This is a genomic window from Paraburkholderia sp. MPAMCS5, from assembly GCF_036016995.1.
GTDB lineage: Bacteria > Pseudomonadota > Gammaproteobacteria > Burkholderiales > Burkholderiaceae > Paraburkholderia.
The window spans coordinates 15569-34603 of sequence record NZ_JAYXBK010000015.1; the positions used below are offsets into that span (position 1 = coordinate 15569).

A 19035-nucleotide genomic window follows, 5' to 3' on the forward strand; every position below is an offset into this window, starting at 1 on the left:
CTGCGACACTTCTGCGCCATGACTTCCGCATCCCGAACTCGTTCCGCGCCGTCGCAGGCATCGCTTTTCGGCGACGCCGCCGCGCCCGCCAGCGCCATGTCCGCCGCGCCGCATCCACAGGCCGCTGTCACACCTTCCACGCTCGAAGCACAGTTTGCCGCTCTGCCCGCGGCATGGCGCGCGCATCTGAAGCCGTTTATTGACAGCGACGCGTACGCGCCGCTCTGCCGTTTCGTCGACGGTGAACGCGCGGCCGGCAAAACCGTTTATCCCGCCGACGTATTCCGCGCGCTGCGGCTCACGAGCCCCGACGAGGTGAAAGTCGTGATCCTCGGTCAAGACCCCTATCACGGCGAAGATCGCGGCACGCCGCAAGCTCACGGACTCGCGTTTTCCGTCGCGCCGAATGTGCGGACGCCGCCTTCGCTACGCAACATCTTCAAGGAAATCGCAGCGAGTCTCGGCCACGAACCGCCGCGTCACGGCTGTCTTGACACGTGGGCGAAGCAAGGTGTGCTGCTGCTGAACACGGTGCTGACCGTCGAGCGCGATTCGGCCGCGAGCCACGCGAAACGCGGCTGGGAAAAATGCACGGACACGCTGATTCACGAACTGGCGATGCGTCACGACGGCCTCGTGTTCATGCTGTGGGGCGCGCATGCGCAGGCGAAGCGCGCGCTGCTCGGCGGCAAATCGCATTACGTGCTGGAGGCGCCGCATCCGTCGCCGTTATCGGCGCATCGCGGCTTTCTCGGCTGCGGGCATTTCGCGAAGGCGAACGAGTATCTCGTCAAGCAGGGCCGCGAACCGATCGACTGGCGTCTGCCCGACGAAGCGCAAATGCTGGCGTAGCCAGGCAGGACGCGCGAGACAGAGCAAAGCAGCGCAAACCCGCGCAAAACAAAAAACGCCACGCGGCCCAAGGCCCGTGGCGTTTTTCATCGCACCGCGAGAGCGATGCGCCGCCGTGAAGCGGCGCGATCGACTAAGCGGTCAATTCAGGCACTGACGCAGCACCGAATCAGGCAGCGGCGATCGCTTCGCGTGCGGAAGCCAGCGCGGCGTTCGCGGCATCCGGGCCCATGTTCAGGCCTTCCGCGTAGATGAAGCTCACGTCGGTCATGCCGAGGAAGCCCAGGAAGCTCTTCAGATACGGCGTCTGGCTGTCGTTCGGCGTGCCAAGATACTTGCCGCCACGGGCCGACACGACGTACACCTTCTTGCCCGTCACGTGACCTTGCGGACCGTTCGCGGTGTAGCTGAACGTGATGCCGGCGCGCGCGATGAAGTCGAAATACGTCTTCAGTTGCGACGAGATGCCGAAGTTGTACATCGGCGCGCCGATCACAACGATGTCGGCGGCTTGCAACTCGGCGATCAGCGCTTCGCTGCGCGCGGCAATCGCGGCTTGCTCGGCGGTGCGCTGATCAGCCGGCGTGAAGAATGCGCCGAGGACGGCGTCGTCCAGGTGCGGCAGCGGTTCGGCTTGCAGATTACGGACGACGACTTGCGCGCCCGGATTCGACTGTTGCAGTTTTTCGGTCAGCTCGTTGACGAGCAGCGTCGAGTTCGCGCCTTGCGAGCGGGCTGCCGAGTTGATTTGCAGGATCGTGGTCATGGTTGACTCCAGTAGGGGCGCGCAGTTTTGCGCGAGTGAAGTCATTGTGTTGTTTTATCGATCGCGGAAAAAGCCATCCGACGGCGACGGATTGTTGCAGTGGTAGAACAATCCGCCGTCTGGCGACGTCGATTGACGTCACCGAGTATTACGATCAGCTTGCGAGCCAGTGTTCGCGCGCCTTCCGGGCGGTGACTCGCTTGTCGCTGACGGAGAGCTTGTAGCGCGACACCTCGGGCCCGTCCAGCTTGAGTTGCGCGATGCGCAACTCGTCGCGGCGGAACGCGTGGACTTCCACCTTCGCGCCCGGCTGGTAGCGCGCGAGCAGCGCGTCGAGATTCGAGCCCGTCACGCGCAGGCCGTCGAGCGCGATCACCACGTCGCCGGCCGAGAGGCCCGCTTTCTGCGCGGCGCTCCCCTCATGAACCGCTGCCAGCGTGCAATCCGCGCCGCCGCGCACGCGCGCGCCGAGCGACGGCTTGCCGTTCTTGTCGGCCTCCGGCGCGATGGCGACGCCAAACGGTTCGAGCAGCGCGTCGAGCGGCAGATCGCGCGTGCCGTGCACGGCTTGCGCGAACAGCTCGCCCAGTTGCACGCCGGTCGCCTCCGTGAACAGCGCCTCGATTCCACTCTCGTCCACGCCGACCGGCTTGCCGCGGTAGAAGTCGCGGCCAAAACGCTGCCACAGAAGACGCATCACGTCGTCGAGCGATTTGCGGTTGCCGCTTTGCGCGCGAATCGCGAGATCGAACGCGAGCGCGACGAGCGAGCCCTTGGTGTAATAGCTGACGATCGCGTTCGGCGCGTTCTCGTCCTGCCGATAGTATTTGACCCACGCGTCGAACGAACTTTCCGCGACGGTCTGTTTGAGCCGGCCGCTGCCGCGCTGCACGCCGCCGACCACCTTGCCGAGCAGGCCGAAATAGTCGTCGTGGGAAATCAGGCCGCTGCGCACGAGAATCAGGTCGTCGTAATAAGACGTGAAGCCTTCGAACAGCCACAGCAGCGACGTGTAGGTTTCGACGCTCAGGTTATACGGCGCGAAACCCGCCGGCTTGATGCGCTTCACGTTCCAGGTGTGGAAGTATTCGTGGCTGCACAAGCCGAGGTAGGTCCGGTAGCCTTCCGTGAGCGCTTCGCGGCCCTGCACCGGCAAATCCGCGCGATTGCAGATGAGCGCCGTCGAAGCGCGATGCTCCAGGCCCCCGTAACCGTCGGTGACGGCTTGCGTCATGAACACATAGCGATCAATGGGCGCTTTTTTCGACTTCGGCTCGAAAAGCGCGATCTGCGCTTCGCAAATGCGCTTCAGGTCGGCGCAGAGCCGCGCCATGTCGAGCCCGATCACGCGGCCCGCGATCACCACATCGTGCGGCACGCCGTGCGCCTTGAACGTCGCCAGTTCGAATTCGCCGAGCGTCACCGGATGATCGATCAGCTCGTCATAGTTCTGCGCGCGATATTCGCCGAAGCCGTAGCGCTTCGTGCCGCGCGCCTCCGGCAGCGCGGTCGCGACGCGCCAGTTGCGGTGCGCCGCGCCTTCCGGCTTCTGGATATCGACCACGCATGGCGCCTCCTCGTGACCGAGCGGCGACAAAAACACGCTCGTGCCGTTGAAAAAGCCCGTGGTGTCGTCGAGATGCGCGGCGCGCACGGACAAATCCCACGCATAGACTTCGTAGCGCAGCGTCAGCGCGCCTTTCACCGGCGCGGCCTGCCACGTGTGCTTGTCGGTTTTCTCGACACGCACCTTGCGGCCCGCGTCGTTGAACGCACGCAGCGTGACGATGTTGCGCGCGAACTCGCGCACCATGTAGCTGCCCGGAATCCACACCGGCAGCATGAAACGCTGGCCGGCCGGATCGGGATCGGCGACGGTCACGGTCACTTCGAACAGATGGGCGGCGGGTTGCTTCGGAACGATGGTGTAGCGGATCGGCTTCATCGGCGGCGATTGGTTTGTCTGGCGGAAGTTGAAGGCTTGATGCGAAAGGAAACGCCTGTCGCGCCTCCTTGATGTTTCTAGGAACCGGCCGCGTGTGCTCAGTGCACCGCCGACATTTCCTTATCGAGACGGTCCGCCGGCACGGCGCCCGGCAGGCGGCGGCCGTCGGCGAGGAACACGGTCGGCGTGCCTTCCACATTCATCGCGTGCCCGAGCGCGAGGTTCTTGTCGATCGCGGCGGTGTCGCAGGTGCCGGCGGCGGTCGGCGCCTGATGGTCCTGCATCCACGATTCCCACGCCTTTGCGCGATCGGTGGAGCACCAGATCGACTTCGACTTGGCCGTCGAATCCGGCGACAGAACCGGGTACAGGAAGGTGTAGACCGTCACGTTGTCGATCGACTTCAGCGTGGTTTCGAGCTGCTTGCAGTACGGGCAGTTGGGATCGGAGAACACGGCGATCTTGCGCGCGCCGTTGCCCTTCACGACCTTCACCGCGTTCGCAAACGGCAGGTTCGCGAAATCGATGCGGTTGGTCTCGGACAGACGCGCTTCCGTCAGATTCTTGCGGGTCTTCGCGTCGACCATGTCGCCGAGCAGAAGATAGTCGCCGTTCGCGTCGCTATAAACGATCTGGCTGCCGAGGTTCACCTCGTACAGGCCGGCAATCGGCGACTTCGTCACGCTCTTGATCGTCACATCGGCGAGACGCGTTTGCAGCGTGGCCTTGAGCTTGTCGGTGGCCTGGTCCGCCTTCGCGGAGCAGCCGATGGTGACGGCAGCGATCGCGAGCACGGCGGCCGCCAGGCGGAAGGTTTTTTTCATGCTGGGTTCCTGTTCAATCGTTCAATCGCGCGCACTGCGCGAGCGTTGGCGTTTTGCGATGTTTCCGGTTCGAAATCAGCGGCATGGGTGCGTTCATGATACCTGCCTCACAGGCACGGCATGGCGCGCCGCGTTTCGTCGGCGAGTCTTTCAACCAAGCGCGGCCGACACGAGCCAGCGCTTGATGAACGGCTGCGCGCCGACGAAAGCCATGCCCGTATTGCGCACGGCCTTGGCCAGCGGGCCGGGCACGGAGAACAGCTTTTGCAGGCCGTCGGTGGCGATCATCAAGGCGCGGATGTCTTCGCGGCGCGCGCGTTCGTAGCGCCGCAGCAGCACCATGTCGCCGAGATCGCGGAACGATTCCTTGCCGGCGACGGTATCGGCGAGCGCGGCGACGTCGCGCAGACCGAGGTTCATGCCCTGCCCCGCGAGCGGATGAATCAGATGCGCGGCGTCGCCGACCAGCGCGACGCGCGGCGCCACCAGCCGGTCGACGGTTTGCAGCGCGAGCGGGAAACCTTGCGCGGGCGTCACGCAGTCGAGGCCGCCGAGCTGGCCGCCCGTGACGCGCTCCGCTTCAGCGCCAAGCTGCGCCGGATCGAGCGCGACGAGTTGCTCCGCGTGCTCCGTGCGCGCCGACCAGACGAGCGACACGTGGCCGTCGGGCATGGGCAGCAGTGCGATGATTTCGCCGTCCTTGAACCATTGATACGCGGTCTCGCCGTGCGGTTTTTCCGCCTTGAAGTTCGCGACCACGCCCGTCTGCCGGTAGTCGCGCCGGTTCATTTTCGAGCCGATCTGCGCGCGGACCCAGGAGTGCGCGCCATCCGCTCCGACCACGAGATCGGCCGCGAGCACGTTGCCGTTGGCGAGGCCGACGCTGGCGCTGTCGGCGGTGAAATCCAGCGCCTGCGCGCGGCTGTCGATCCACGTGAGATTCGGCTGAAAGCGCAGCGCGGCATCCAGCGCGCGCTCGATCAACGACGATTCCACGATCCACGCCAGTTGCGGCACCGAAGCCTGAAACGCCGAGAAATGCAGCTCGGCGTGGGCGTCGCCGTAGACGCGCATGTCGTACACCGGCCCGAGCCGCGACAGATCGAGCGCCTGCCAGACGCGCAAGCGTTCGAGCAAAGCCTGCGAACTCGACGACAACGCATACACCCGCGAGTCGAACGAAGCGCCCGCGGGAAGCGGCGCAGAAGCCTGCGCGAGCAGCGCGACGCGCAGTCCGCCTTGTGTCAGCGCGAGCGCCGCGGTCTTGCCGACGAGCCCGCCGCCGATCACGGCGGCATCGAAGGTCTGATGGTGTGCGTTCATCCGCGCATTATAGCCGCGGGGGTTGCCGGGGACGGATGGCGCGCGCCGCTTTCTGAAGGCACGTCAAGGAGGCGATTGGAACGGGTTACAATTGCGCTTTCCGTGACAAAACTCGCCCAGAACCGCGTGGCAACGCCCGCTCTGGTGTCTTGTCCCGCTCCGCTGCGTTTCCTTTGCTCCATCCAACGCGAAGGCTTTCCGAATCCTGCACGCAACGTCGAGCGCATCACGCAACCTATTGAATCACTGAAGGATTTCCATGAGCCTCAAATGCGGCATCGTCGGCTTGCCTAACGTCGGCAAGTCCACCCTGTTCAATGCGCTGACCAAGGCCGGCATCGCCGCCGAAAATTATCCGTTCTGCACGATCGAGCCGAACGTCGGCATTGTCGAAGTGCCGGACGCGCGCCTGAAGGCGCTCGCTGAAATCGTCAAGCCCGAGCGCATCCTGCCGGCAGTCGTGGAATTCGTCGACATCGCCGGTCTGGTGGCGGGCGCGAGCAAGGGCGAAGGCCTCGGCAACCAGTTCCTCGCGAACATCCGCGAAACGGACGCGATCACGCACGTAGTGCGCTGTTTCGAAGACGAAAACGTGATTCACGTCGCCAACAAGATCGATCCGCTGTCGGACATCGAGGTCATCAACACCGAACTGGCGCTGGCTGACCTCGCCACCGTCGAAAAAGCACTCTCGCGTTATTCGAAGGCCGCCAAGTCGGGCAACGACAAGGAAGCCGTCAAGAACGCCGCCGTGCTCGAAAAGGTGCGTGCGCAACTGGATCAGGCGAAGCCGGTCCGCGCACTGGATCTGTCGGACGAAGAAAAGGCAACGCTCAAGCCGTTCTGCCTGATTACGGCGAAACCGACCATGTACGTGGCCAATGTGAAGGAAGACGGCTTCGAGAATAATCCGCATCTGGATGCGGTCACGAAGTTCGCGGCGTCGGAAAATGCGCCGGTGGTCGCGGTATGTGCGGCAATCGAAGCGGAAATTGCCGACCTCGACGAAGCGGACATGGAAGTGTTCCTGGCCGACATGGGCATGGAAGAGCCGGGCCTGAACCGCGTGATCCGCGCGGGCTTCAAGCTGCTGGGCCTGCAAACCTACTTCACGGCCGGCGTGAAGGAAGTGCGCGCGTGGACCATTCATATCGGCGACACCGCGCCGCAAGCCGCGGGCGCGATCCACACCGACTTCGAGCGCGGCTTCATTCGCGCGCAGACCATTTCCTTCGGCGACTACATCACCTACAAGGGCGAGCAAGGCGCGAAGGAAGCGGGCAAGATGCGCGCGGAAGGCAAGGAATACATCGTGCACGACGGCGACGTGATGAACTTCCTGTTCAACGTGTGACGTAAGGCGCGCCGGCGCCTCCGGCTCCTGTCCTGCCTGCAGTTTCCAAAGCCCGCTTTATGCGGGCTTTTTGCTTTCATGCATCCAGGTATTTCAGTTCCATGACACGCGGTGTTAAATTGCAGGCTCCGGCGCCCGTCAACGCGTGGCACGCGAAAAATCGGCCGACGTCGAACTGTCATCGAACATAAATAGAATCCCGCGATTCGCGTTCGCGCACCTTCCGTCAGGAGACATATCGATGAGTTTGAAACCGTTGTTCCGTTCGCTTTCCGTCGCCGCCGTCCTGAGCATCGGCATTGCCCAGACCGCGCAGGCCGCCACTGAAATCCAGTTCTGGCACGCCATGGAAGCCGCGTTGGGCGAACGCCTGAACGACATCGCGAACGACTTCAACAAGTCTCAAAGCGACTACAAGATCGTGCCGGTCTTCAAGGGCTCCTACGACCAGACGCTGGCCGCCGGCATCGCCGCTTATCGCAGCGGCAACGCGCCGGCCATCCTGCAGGTCTATGAAGTCGGCACCGCGACGATGATGCAGGCGAAAAAGGCCATCGTTCCGGTATCCGATGTGTTCAAGCAAGCCGGCGTGCCGCTCGACGAAAAAGCGTTCGTGCCGACCATCGCGAGCTATTACAGCGACGCGAAAACCGGCCACCTGATTTCGATGCCGTTCAACAGCTCGACGCCAGTGCTCTACTACAACAAGGACGCGTTCAAGAAAGCCGGCCTCGATCCGAACCAGCCGCCGAAAACGTGGGCCGAAGTCCAGGCCGACGCGCAGAAGCTGAAAGCGTCGGGCATGGCGTGCGGCTTCACGACCGGCTGGCAAAGCTGGATTCAGCTGGAGAACTACAGCGCGTGGCACGGCGCGCCGTTTGCGTCGAAGAACAATGGTTTCGACGGCGCCGACGCGCAACTCGAATTCAACAAGCCGCTGCAGGTCGCGCATATCCAGTTCCTGCAGAACATGCAGAAAGACGGCACGTTCACCTATGTCGGCCGCAAGGACGAACCGATTTCGAAGTTCTATAGCGGCGACTGCGGCATCATGACGAATTCGTCGGGTTCGCTGGCCACCATCAAGAAGTTCGCGAAGTTCAACTTCGGCACCGGCATGATGCCGTACGACGCCAACGTGAAGGGCGCGCCGCAGAACGCGATTATCGGCGGGGCGAGCCTGTGGGTGTTGTCGGGCAAGGACCCGGCTGTCTACAAGGGCGTCGCGAAGTTTCTGGCCTATCTGACCTCGCCCGAAGTCGCCGCGAAATGGCATCAGGACACGGGCTATCTGCCGGTCACGACAGCCGCATATCAGTTGACGCAGCAACAAGGCTTCTACGGGAAAAACCCCGGCAGCGAAACCGCCATCAAACAGATGCTCAACAAGCCGCCGCTGCCGTACACGAAGGGCTTGCGTCTGGGCAACATGCCGCAAATCCGCACGATCATCGACGAAGAACTCGAACAGGTCTGGGCTGAAAAGAAGACGCCGCAACAGGCGCTCGACTCGGCCGTGTCGCGCGGCGACGAGTTGCTGCGACGCTTTGAGAAAGCCGGCAGCTAAACAAGCAGCGCCAGGCCGGCAGGGTTTCGGCGCGCTCGCGCCGAAACCCGCTTGCCGAAAAAAACCTTGGAATCCGTCGATGGAAAAGCGCTCCCGCTTCGGCACCAGCCTGCTGCCCTATCTGCTCGTCGCGCCGCAACTGGCGATCACGGCGCTCTTCTTCCTGTGGCCCGCCGGCGAAGCGCTGTGGCAATCCACGCAAACTCAGGACGCATTCGGCACGTCGAGCGAATTCGTCGGGCTCGCCAACTTCAAGCAGCTTTTTGCCGATCCGCTTTACCTGTCGTCGTTCAACACGACGCTGATTTTCTGCGTGCTCGTCACCGTGTCGGGCCTTGTGATCTCGCTGCTGCTGGCCGTCTGCGCGGACCGCGTGACGCGCGGCGCGAAGGCTTATCAGACGCTGTTGATCTGGCCGTACGCCGTCGCGCCCGCCATCGCCGCCGTGCTGTGGTCGTTTCTGTTCAACCCGAGCATCGGCCTCGTGACCTATGCGCTCGCGAAATACGGCATCGCCTGGAATCACGCGCTGAATGCGGGACAAGCCATGTTTCTCGTGGTGCTCGCCTCGGTCTGGAAGCAGGTCAGCTATAACTTTCTGTTCTTCTATGCGGGCTTGCAGGCGATTCCGCGCTCGCTGATCGAAGCCGCGGCCATCGACGGCGCGGGTCCGGTCCGACGCTTCTTCGGCATCGCGCTGCCGCTGCTGTCGCCGACCAGTTTCTTTCTGCTCGTGATCAACATCACGTACGCGTTCTTCGACACGTTCCCTGTGATCGACGCCGCGACGGCCGGCGGCCCCGCGCAATCGACCCGCACCTTGATCTACAAGATTTTCGCCGAAGGTTTCCAGGGGCTCGACATCGGCAGTTCGGGCGCGCAGTCGGTGGTGCTGATGGTGATCGTCGTCGCGTTGACGGTCGTGCAATTCCGCTTCATCGAACGCAAGGTTCAATACTCATGATCGAGAACCGGCGCGGTTTCGACCTCTTCTGCCACGCGGTGCTGATTGCCGGCGTCGCGTTGGTGATTTTTCCGGTGTACGTCGCGTTTTGCGCGGCGACCATGAGCGAGCACGAAGTATTCTCCGTGCCGCTCTCGCTCGTGCCGAGCACGCATCTCTTCGAGAACATCTCGACCGTCTGGGCTCACGGCAGCGGCAACGCGGCGGCGCCGTTCGGCCGCATGCTGTTCAACAGTCTCGTGATGGCGCTCGCGATTGCCATCGGCAAGATCGCCGTCTCGATGATCTCCGCCTACGCGATCGTATTTTTCCGCTTTCCGTTTCGCAATCTGTCGTTCTGGCTGATCTTCATCACGCTGATGCTGCCGGTGGAAGTGCGTATCTTTCCGACCGTGCAAGTCGTCTCGTCGATGCATTTGAGCAATACGTATAGCGGTTTGACGCTGCCGCTGATCGCGTCGGCCACCGCGACGTTTCTGTTCCGCCAGTTCTTCATGACGCTGCCGGACGAGTTGATGGAGGCCGCGCGCATCGACGGCGCGGGTGCCATGCGTTTCTTCTGGGACGTCGTGCTGCCGCTGTCGAAGACCAACATGGCGGCGCTCTTCGTCATCACGTTCATTTACGGCTGGAACCAGTATTTGTGGCCGATTCTGATTACGAGCCAGCAGTCGCTGACAACCGCCGTGGTCGGCATCAAAAGCATGATCGCCTCGGGCGACACGGCAACGGAATGGCACCTCGTCATGACCGCGACGCTGCTCGCGATGCTGCCGCCGCTCGTCGTCGTGCTGACCATGCAACGCTGGTTCGTGCGCGGACTCGTGGATGCGGAAAAGTGATCCGCGCCGCCCGGATCACATCCGCTCACGCCTATCCGGCACACACCTCACACGCAAAAGAAGGGCAAAAAACGCATGGCCGCACTGACACTGCAAGGCGTTAAAAAAACCTACGACGGCAAACAGTTCGTGTTGCACGGCATCGACGTGGACGTGAGCGACGGCGAATTCGTCGTCATGGTGGGCCCGTCGGGTTGCGGCAAATCCACGTTGCTGCGCATGGTCGCGGGACTCGAGAGCATTTCCGAAGGCAGCATTTCGATTGATGGCAAAGTGGTCAATCGACTGGAGCCGAAAGATCGCAACATCGCGATGGTGTTTCAGAACTACGCGCTCTATCCGCACATGAGCGTGGCCGAGAACATGGGCTACGCGCTGAAGATCGCCAATGTGGATCGCGCACAAATCGCCGCGCGCGTGAAGGCCGCCGCGCAGATTCTCGAACTGGAAGCGCTGTTGCAGCGCAAGCCGCGCGAACTCTCGGGCGGACAACGTCAACGTGTCGCGATGGGCCGCGCGATCGTGCGCGAACCCGCCGTGTTTCTCTTCGACGAACCGCTGTCGAACCTCGACGCGCGTCTGCGCGTGCAGATGCGGCTCGAAATCCAGCGTCTGCATGCGCGGCTCGCGACCACGAGCCTGTACGTCACGCACGATCAGATCGAAGCCATGACGCTCGCGCAGCGCGTGATCGTCATGAACAAAGGACACGCCGAGCAGATCGGCGCGCCGACCGAAGTCTACGAGCGGCCAGCGACGGTGTTCGTCGCCAGTTTCATCGGCTCGCCGGGCATGAATCTGATGCAAGGCCGCGTGTCCCACGACGGTTCCACGTTCGATGTCGCCGGCAATGGTCCGCAACTGCCGCTCACGGGCGTGGCCGCGATTGGCGGCGAAGTCGCCGCGGGACGCGAATGGACGCTCGGCATTCGTCCGGAGCACATGAGTCCGGGGCACGCGCATGCGCCGCATGCCATTCTCACCGTCGATTCGTGCGAGCTGCTCGGCGCGGACAATCTCGCGCACGGACGCTGGGGCGCGCACGACGTGACAGTGCGCTTGCCGCACGCGCATCGTCCCACGGCCGGTGAAGCGCTGGAAGTCGCGCTGCCCGCGCGGCATCTGCATTTCTTCGATCCGGTGAGCGGACGGCGAGTGAACTGAGCCGCGCATCGGGAGCCCGCGCGCGGTGAGTGAGTAAAGAAGCTAACAAACATTAGAAAAACCATGAATAGCATGAGCTTGAAAACCGCTCGGTTTGGCATGTTCGCCGCCGCAGCGTTGCTTGTCACGCTGGCTTCGACTATCTCGCCGGCCTTCGCGTACGTGGCGCCGGGCGCGACGCCCAACGAAGCCGACCTCAGCAATCACAACACCTACCGGAACCGCGACGGCAATACCGTGCACGCGCCGGCCCGCTCGCTGTCGGGCAAGGCGCCCGAAGGCGCCACGGCGCGCTGCCGCGACGGCACCTACAGTTTCAGCCGCCATCACAGCGGCACGTGCTCGCGCCACGGCGGCGTCGCCGACTGGCTGTGAACCGCGCGGCATCGCGGCGCGGCTGACGCGCGCCCGCCTCCCCCGCCTCCCCCGCCTCCCCCGCCGCCGCGCCCGCGCGCCGAAGTACAATGCCATCTGCGCAACCCGCCCGCGCCCGTCCTTGAACCGGACGTCGCGCCGGCCGGCGCCGGGCGCTCCGCCCGGCCATGACACCGGTTATCCATCCACCCACGACTGCCCGCCCCAACGCGGCCGGCGTCGTCAACGTCTACCAAACAAATGGCCCAATACGTCTTCACCATGAACCGGGTCGGCAAGATCGTGCCGCCCAAGCGTCAAATCCTGAAAGACATCTCGCTGTCGTTTTTCCCTGGCGCGAAGATCGGCCTGCTCGGCCTGAACGGCTCGGGCAAGTCGACGCTGATCCGCATCATGGCCGGTGTGGACAAGGACATCGAAGGCGAAGCCACGCCGATGCCGAACCTGAACATCGGCTATCTGCCGCAGGAACCGCAACTCGACCCGAGCAAGACGGTGCGCGAAACCGTCGAAGAAGGTCTCGGCGACGTGTTCAATGCACAAAAGAAACTCGACGAAATCTACGCGGCCTACGCCGAACCGGACGCGGACTTCGACGCGCTCGCCGCCGAGCAGGCGAAATACGAAGCGATTCTCGCGACGTCCGACGGCGGCAGCGCCGAGCAGCAGATCGAAATCGCCGCCGACGCGCTGCGCCTGCCCGCGTGGGACGCGAAGATCGAACATCTGTCGGGCGGCGAAAAGCGCCGCGTCGCGCTGTGCAAGCTGCTGCTCGAAAAGCCCGACATGCTGCTGCTCGACGAGCCGACCAACCACCTCGACGCCGAATCGGTCGACTGGCTCGAACAGTTCCTCACGCGCTTCCCGGGCACCGTGGTCGCCGTGACGCACGATCGCTACTTCCTCGACAACGCCGCCGAGTGGATTCTCGAACTCGACCGCGGCCACGGCATTCCGTGGAAGGGCAACTACAGCAGCTGGCTCGATCAGAAAGAAGAGCGTCTGAAGCAGGAAGAGTCGTCGGAATCGGCCCGTCAGAAGGCGATCAAGAAGGAACTGGAGTGGGTGCGCCAGAATCCGAAGGGCCGTCAGGCGAAATCGAAGGCGCGTATCGCGCGCTTCGAGGAACTGAACAGCCAGGACTACCAGAAGCGCAACGAAACGCAGGAAATCTTCATTCCGGTCGGCGACCGCCTCGGCAATGAAGTGATCGAGTTCAAGAATGTCAGCAAGTCGTACGGCGACCGGCTGCTGCTCGACAACGTCAGCTTCAAGGTGCCGGCGGGCGCGATTGTCGGCATCATCGGTCCGAACGGCGCGGGTAAGTCCACGCTGTTCCGCATGCTGACCGGCCGCGAACAGCCGGACTCCGGCGAGATCGTGCAGGGCCCGACCGTGAAGCTCGCTTACGTCGATCAGAGCCGCGACGCGCTGGACGCCTCGAAGAGCGTGTTCGAGGAAATCTCCGGCGGTGCGGACGTGCTGACGGTCGGCAAGTACGAGACGCCGTCGCGCGCGTACATCGGCCGTTTCAACTTCAAGGGCGGCGACCAGCAGAAGGTTGTCGGCAATCTGTCGGGCGGCGAGCGCGGCCGCTTGCATCTCGCGAAGACGCTGATCGCGGGCGGCAATGTGCTGCTGCTCGACGAACCGTCGAACGACCTCGACGTCGAAACGCTGCGCGCGCTCGAAGACGCCTTGCTCGAATTCGCCGGCTCGGTCATGGTGATCTCGCACGACCGCTGGTTCCTCGACCGGATCGCGACCCACATTCTCGCGTTCGAAGGCGATTCGCAAATCACGTTCTTCGACGGCAATTACCAGGAATACGAAGCGGACAAGCGCGCGCGTCTCGGCGAAGAAGCGGCGCGTCCGAAGCGCCTGCGTTACAAGCCGATCACGCGCTAAGTCGGGCGCTAAGTCGGGCGCTAAGTCAGGCGCTAAGTCAGGCGCCTGCTCTGGCGCCAGCTCGTGCAATCAGGCACGCGATAGAGCGGGAGCGGCGGCCACCAGAGTCGGCTCCCGCCACGCCATCGCATTCACCTACGCCAGATGTCGGCAGCATGCCGACAGGGCACACGCATTGCTCATCCGGCCGTGCTATATGTCGTGCGCGCCGAACAGTCATCCCGCGCACGGCGCGGTGACAAGGAGGCAAAGCATGGCAATGTCGAAGGGCCAACGCTGGATCGTTGCCGTGGGCAGCGGGGTGATCGTGCTCGTCGTCATTGTGTTCGGCGCGCTGCAGTACGCGCAACGCGAAGTGAAAGAGCGCGTGGTCGCGGCGCTCGGCCCATTGGGCAGCGCGCAGAGCATCGACGTCGGGCTCACCTCTGTCCATCTCACCAATGTTCGCCTGAAGGCGCCGCCCGGCTGGCCGGCCGGCGATCCCTTGAGAGCCGACGAAATCATCCTCACGCCGGACATCCGCGACATGCTCGCGCGGCACATGCACGTCCGTAACGTCGTGGTGCGTGGTTTCGACCTGGCGGTGTTGCGGACCCAAAACGGCACGATTCGTCTGCTGCCGAATCTGCGTCAATCCGTAAGCCGGGCCAACGACGGCGCGAGCGGCGCGCCAGCCAACTCCGCGTCACGCGAAAAGCAGGTCGATCACATTCGCTTCGAGCAGGGCCGGTTCCATTTCTACGACATGACGGTCGGGCCGCCCGCCTACAAGGTGACGGTGAGCAACGCCAGTGCGAGCGTCGACCATATTCGTCTGCCCGCGCTCACGGAGCCGACCGATGTCGATGTCACCGGCTCGATCAAAGGCCCGTCGCATACCGGCACGGTGACATTTCGCGGCTGGATCAAGATCGCCAGCAAGGATTCGCAGACGACATGCACGCTGCGCGGCGTCGACGTGGTGATGCTCGATCCGTATCTCGTGAAGAAGGCCGGCGCGAAGGCGCAAGTGACGGGCGGCACGGTGGACATGAGCATCGAGTCGTCGGTGCGCAACTATCAGTTGCACGCGCCCGGCACGATCACGGTTCACCGGTTGCAGCTCGCCGACAGCGGCAACCCGCTCGACACCTTCATGTCCATTCCGACGAAAGCCGCCGTGGCCGCGCTCAAGACGCACAACGGCGACATCACGCTGCATTTCGTGCTCGACGGCAATTTGCGCGATCCGCATTTTTCGGTGCAGGAAAGCCTGATGACGCGGATCACGGCGGGGTTTGCGAATGCTTTGGGCGTGAGTGTCGAAGGCGTGGCGAAAGGCGCCGGAGAAACCGTCAAGGGCTTGGGGAATGCCTTGAAGAATTTTCTCGGGCAGTAGCGGTCGTCGCGCGGCAAGCGAGGCCGCCGCGCGCGTGACACGTCTATCAATGCAACGTGAGCCGCGCCCTGCCCGTCAAACCGGCAAGCCCAGTTCGCGCAGCGTCGCTTCGGTTTGCGCGGCACCCGTGTGATGCACGCCATGCCAGCCGAGTGCCGTGGCGGCAGCGGCATTCTTCGGGTTGTCGTCGATAAAGACGAGTTCGGCGGGTTCGACGCCCGGCATTTGCGCCTCGATCCGCTCGCGCATGGCCGCGAAAATCGCCGGATCGGGTTTCACCAGACCCACGCGGCCCGACACCACGATATCGCGAAAGCGCCGCAGCACCGGATAGTGCTCCCACGCATAAGGAAAGGTCTCCGCCGACCAGTTCGTCAGTCCGAAGAGCGGCACGCCGGCGTCTTCCAGCTTTTCCATGATCGCCACGCCTTCTTCGAGCACGCCGGCCACCATCTCGTGCCAACGCTCGTAGAACGCGCGGATCAGCGCCTCGTGATCGGGAAACTGCGCGACGAGTTCCCGCGTCGCCTCGACGATCGGCTGGCCGCCGTCCTGACGAACAACCCACTCCATCGAGCAGACGTGGGTCAGAAACCAGCGGCGCTCGGCTTTGTCCGGAATCAGTTGCCGATACAGATATTCCGGACTCCAGTCGATCAGCACGCCGCCGAAATCGAACACGACTGCCTTGATGGCCATGCGCTCTCCGTAGCTATGCGGTTGCGGCGCTCATTGCGTGAGTTCAGACAGGCTGCGTGCGCAGTTCCAGCCACGCTTGCGCCTCGCCGGAAACATGCGGCGACAGACGCGCGCGCACCGTCTGGTGATAGTCGTTCAGCCACGCGCGTTCGTCGTCGCGCAGCAGCGACAGGTCGAGACAACGCGTGTCGATCGGGCAAAGCGTGAGCGTCTCGAACTTGAGGAAGTCGCCGAATTCCGTCTGGCCGGCGGACACGTTCAGCACCAGGTTCTCGATTCGCACGCCCCACTTGCCCGGCCGGTAAATGCCCGGCTCGACCGACGTGATCATGCCTTCTTCCATGGCGGTCCACGGCTCGGCCGGCGCGTAGTGCGAAATCACCTGCGGGCCTTCGTGCACGTTCAGGAAATAGCCGACTCCGTGACCCGTGCCGTGACCGTAATCGCCGCCCGCTTCCCAGATCGGCGCGCGGGCGATTGCGTCGAGCATCGGCGAACGGATGCCGCGCGGAAACCTGGCGCGCGACAAGGCCATGGTGCCTTTCAGCACGATCGTGAAATCGCGCCGCTGTTCGTCGCTGACGGTGCCGATCGGCACGACGCGCGTGATGTCAGTCGTGCCGCTCAGATATTGCGCGCCGGAGTCGATCAGCAGCAGGCCGTTGCCCTCGATCACGGAATGCGATTCGCGGGTGGCGCGATAGTGCGGCATCGCGCCGTTTGCGTTGAAACCGGCGATGGTCGCAAAGCTTAGCGACACAAACCCCGGACGACGCGCGCGCGCCGCTGTCAGACGTTCGTCGATAGTCAGTTCGGTAATCGTCTCGCGGCCGAGCGCGCTTTCGAACCACGCGAAGAATTCCGCGAGCGCCGCGCCGTCCTGCTCCATCGTCTCGCGCACGTGCTTCGCTTCGGCCTCGGTCTTGCGCGACTTGAAGAACGTGGACGGATTGACTGCCTCGATCACCTGCACCGAAGACGGAACCGATTGCAGCGAGCCGTACGTAATGCGGCGCGGGTCGATCAGCAGCGTGCTGCCGGCGGGCAGCGCGGCGAGCGCGTCCGCCGTTTTCGCATACGGCTCGACACTGACGCCGTCGCGCGCCAGCGCCTCGGCGAGCGCTTGCGGCACCTTGCCGTCCGCAATGAAGAGCGACGCGCTGTTTTCGCCGATCAGCGCATGCGCCACGAACACCGGGTTATAGCTGACGTCGGCGCCGCGCAGATTCAGCAGCCACGCGAGGTCGTCGAGCGTGGATACGAAGTGCCACTGCGCGCCCTTTTCCGCCATCGCGCGGCGAATTTGCGCGAGCTTGTCGGCGCGCGCGACGCTCGCATGCGGCGCCGCGTGCTCGAACACCGCGGCCGCCGGCAGCGACGGACGCTGCGGCCAGATCGCGTCGAACAGATCGACGTCAGTGCGCAGCTTCACGCCGCGCGACGTGAGCGCCTGCGCGAGAGCCCGCGCCGCCGCCACGCCGAGCACCGCGCCGTCCACGCCGACCGTGCCGCCCGCCGCGACGTTCTGCGCGAGCCACTCGAAATGCGGCGTGGTCAGCTGACCGCCCGTCATTTTCATGAGTTGAACGCCGGTGCCGGCGAGTTGCGCGTTGGCCTGTTCCCAGTAGCGGCTGTCGGTCCAGACGCCCGCGAAATCCGCGGTGACGACAAGCGTGCCCGCCGAGCCCGTGAAGCCGGAGAGCCATTCGCGCCCCTGCCAGCGCCCCGGCAAATATTCGGATAGATGCGGATCAGCCGACGGCACGAGGTAAGCGGCGACACCTTCGCGCGCCATGGCGCCACGCAAGGAGGCAAGCCGTTCGGGGATGGAGGAGGTTTCGGGAAGTCTGGCATTCATCGGAGTCACCTGCAAATATTCATCGACGGGACAGCAAGCCGACCGTCACGGCGACGGCGATCATCGCGGCGGCCGTGCATAGCGGCCATTCGAGCGTATCACCGTCGTGGAAAAGACCCATTACATTGCCGGCCATGCGTGCGACGCTCGCGCTCGCCACGCCCGCCAGCACCGCCACCCACACGCGGGCGCGGCCGGAATTGTTCAAGCGGCGCAACGGATGCAACCACCACCCCGCGAAGCCGATTGCCGCTCCCAACACGATGATTCCGGGCCAGCCCATTAGCGACGGACTTCGCGCAGTTTCGGATTTATCTCATAGGCGCGCGGCGCGGCGACAGCTAGCATTTTCGTCTCTTTCTCAAAAAATTCAGCGCGGCGCTTTCCGCACAGCGGTTGAGTTTAGGGGCCGGGGTGATGTTAGGCAAGCTGCAGGCCTTACGGAAAAGCCTCGTTCCCGGTCGTCGTCGAGCTGAACGCGCCCCATGCGAATCGCCCTTATCGAGCCGGACACGAGACACGCCAAACTGGTCACACGGCTGATTTTCGCCGGCGGCCACGTTTGCCAGCATTTCACCGCCAGCGCGCCGTTCTTCAACCAGGCCGCGGACCAATTCTTCGATCTGCTCATCACCGAAAGCTGGGCCGGCGACCATTCCGCCGAAGACGTGATCGCCCACGCCCGCTCCATCCTGCCGAGCCTGCCGGTGATCGTGCTGATGTCGGAGCCGCGCGAAAGCCAGATTGTCGCCGCGTTGCATGCGGGCGCCGACGACTGCCTCATCAAACCGGTTCGCGGTCCCGAGATGCTCGCGCGTGTCGACGCGTTGCTGCGGCGAGCCGGTCTGCGGCGGCCGCAGAACCGCCGGCGCGATGTGATCCGCGGCTATGCGTTCGACGCGGGCAACCTCGCCGTCACCTTCGGCAGCCACACGGTCACGCTCACGCCCAAGGAATTCCGTTTCGCGCTTCTGCTGTTCAGCAATCTGTCGCGGCCGGTCTCGCGCGCGCACATTCTCGAAACCGTGTGGGCGCGACGCCGCGACGTAAAGTCGCGCACCGTCGACACGCATGCGTCGCGGGTGCGCAGCAAATTGCAGCTGCGCCCCGAACGGGGCTATTCCCTGACGCCGCTGTACGGCTTCGGCTATCAACTGGACGCTTTCCCGGCCGACGCCGCCGTCGAAGCCGTTGCTGCTTCAGGCTGACGCGCGGC

General features: G+C 63.9%; 17 protein-coding genes. 10 read left to right on the plus strand and 7 right to left on the minus strand.

Annotation, left to right across the window (positions count from 1 at the left end):
* Positions 1-18: 18 nt before the first annotated feature.
* Positions 19-852, plus strand: a complete 834-nt coding sequence (locus VOM14_RS25540; RefSeq protein ID WP_327631546.1) for a uracil-DNA glycosylase — start codon at positions 19-21, stop codon at positions 850-852.
* A 169-nt stretch (positions 853-1021) separates the two neighbouring features.
* On the opposite strand, the gene VOM14_RS25545 is transcribed toward VOM14_RS25540, so the two are convergent.
* From VOM14_RS25545 to VOM14_RS25560, 4 genes are all read right to left on the minus strand, one after another.
* Positions 1022-1618 (minus strand): FMN-dependent NADH-azoreductase, encoded by a 597-nt coding sequence (locus VOM14_RS25545; RefSeq protein WP_327631547.1) that lies wholly within the window; start codon positions 1616-1618, stop codon positions 1022-1024.
* Between the two features lie 154 nt (positions 1619-1772).
* Positions 1773-3563: a M61 family metallopeptidase gene (locus tag VOM14_RS25550; RefSeq protein WP_327631548.1), complete on the minus strand. Its 1791-nt coding sequence runs from the start codon at positions 3561-3563 to the stop codon at positions 1773-1775.
* A gap of 98 nt (positions 3564-3661) precedes the next feature.
* Positions 3662-4387: a DsbC family protein gene (locus VOM14_RS25555; RefSeq protein WP_327631549.1), complete on the minus strand. Its 726-nt coding sequence runs from the start codon at positions 4385-4387 to the stop codon at positions 3662-3664.
* A 150-nt stretch (positions 4388-4537) separates the two neighbouring features.
* Complete coding sequence (locus VOM14_RS25560; protein WP_327631550.1) at positions 4538-5710, minus strand: UbiH/UbiF family hydroxylase; 1173 nt, start codon at positions 5708-5710, stop codon at positions 4538-4540.
* A gap of 259 nt (positions 5711-5969) precedes the next feature.
* Here VOM14_RS25560 and ychF point away from each other — a divergent pair, with 259 nt between their 5' ends.
* The 8 genes from ychF to VOM14_RS25600 all read left to right on the plus strand — a co-directional run bounded on the left by ychF (position 5970) and on the right by VOM14_RS25600 (position 15262).
* On the plus strand, positions 5970-7064 hold the full coding sequence (gene ychF / locus VOM14_RS25565; protein ID WP_327631551.1) for a redox-regulated ATPase YchF: 1095 nt from the start codon (positions 5970-5972) through the stop codon (positions 7062-7064).
* A 241-nt stretch (positions 7065-7305) separates the two neighbouring features.
* Positions 7306-8631, plus strand: coding sequence for a sn-glycerol-3-phosphate ABC transporter substrate-binding protein UgpB (gene ugpB / locus VOM14_RS25570; RefSeq protein WP_327631552.1), 1326 nt, complete (start codon positions 7306-7308; stop codon positions 8629-8631).
* Between the two features lie 79 nt (positions 8632-8710).
* The gene (ugpA, locus tag VOM14_RS25575) at positions 8711-9595 is read left to right on the plus strand and encodes a sn-glycerol-3-phosphate ABC transporter permease UgpA (protein WP_327631553.1); all 885 of its coding nucleotides are present in this window, start codon (positions 8711-8713) and stop codon (positions 9593-9595) included.
* Positions 9592-10437, plus strand: a complete 846-nt coding sequence (gene ugpE / locus VOM14_RS25580) for a sn-glycerol-3-phosphate ABC transporter permease UgpE (RefSeq protein WP_327631554.1) — start codon at positions 9592-9594, stop codon at positions 10435-10437. The genes ugpA and ugpE overlap by 4 nt, the downstream gene beginning before the upstream one ends.
* A 75-nt stretch (positions 10438-10512) precedes the next feature.
* Entirely contained in the window at positions 10513-11601 is a 1089-nt protein-coding gene (locus VOM14_RS25585) for a sn-glycerol-3-phosphate import ATP-binding protein UgpC (RefSeq protein ID WP_327631555.1), read from the plus strand.
* 63 nt (positions 11602-11664) lie between these two features.
* Positions 11665-11976, plus strand: a complete 312-nt coding sequence (locus tag VOM14_RS25590) for a DUF3761 domain-containing protein (RefSeq protein ID WP_327631556.1) — start codon at positions 11665-11667, stop codon at positions 11974-11976.
* A 240-nt stretch (positions 11977-12216) separates the two neighbouring features.
* On the plus strand, positions 12217-13884 hold the full coding sequence (gene ettA / locus VOM14_RS25595) for an energy-dependent translational throttle protein EttA (protein ID WP_327631557.1): 1668 nt from the start codon (positions 12217-12219) through the stop codon (positions 13882-13884).
* A gap of 253 nt (positions 13885-14137) precedes the next feature.
* Positions 14138-15262 (plus strand): DUF748 domain-containing protein, encoded by a 1125-nt coding sequence (locus VOM14_RS25600; protein WP_327631558.1) that lies wholly within the window; start codon positions 14138-14140, stop codon positions 15260-15262.
* A 75-nt stretch (positions 15263-15337) separates the two neighbouring features.
* Here VOM14_RS25600 and VOM14_RS25605 read toward each other — a convergent pair whose 3' ends face one another.
* The 3 genes from VOM14_RS25605 to VOM14_RS25615 are packed head-to-tail and all read right to left on the minus strand — an operon-like array spanning position 15338 to position 18102.
* Positions 15338-15961 carry an HAD family hydrolase gene (locus VOM14_RS25605; protein ID WP_327631559.1) on the minus strand — a complete coding sequence of 208 codons (624 nt, stop codon included), beginning with the start codon at positions 15959-15961 and terminating at the stop codon, positions 15338-15340.
* Positions 15962-16004: 43 nt separating this feature from the next.
* The gene (locus tag VOM14_RS25610) at positions 16005-17819 is read right to left on the minus strand and encodes an aminopeptidase P family protein (RefSeq protein ID WP_327631560.1); all 1815 of its coding nucleotides are present in this window, start codon (positions 17817-17819) and stop codon (positions 16005-16007) included.
* A gap of 19 nt (positions 17820-17838) precedes the next feature.
* Positions 17839-18102: a hypothetical protein gene (locus VOM14_RS25615; protein WP_327631561.1), complete on the minus strand. Its 264-nt coding sequence runs from the start codon at positions 18100-18102 to the stop codon at positions 17839-17841.
* A 202-nt stretch (positions 18103-18304) separates the two neighbouring features.
* Between VOM14_RS25615 and VOM14_RS25620 the strand changes: the two genes are divergently transcribed.
* A complete protein-coding gene (locus VOM14_RS25620) occupies positions 18305-19027 on the plus strand; it encodes a response regulator transcription factor (protein WP_327631562.1) in 723 nt (240 codons plus the stop codon).
* Positions 19028-19035: the final 8 nt, after the last annotated feature.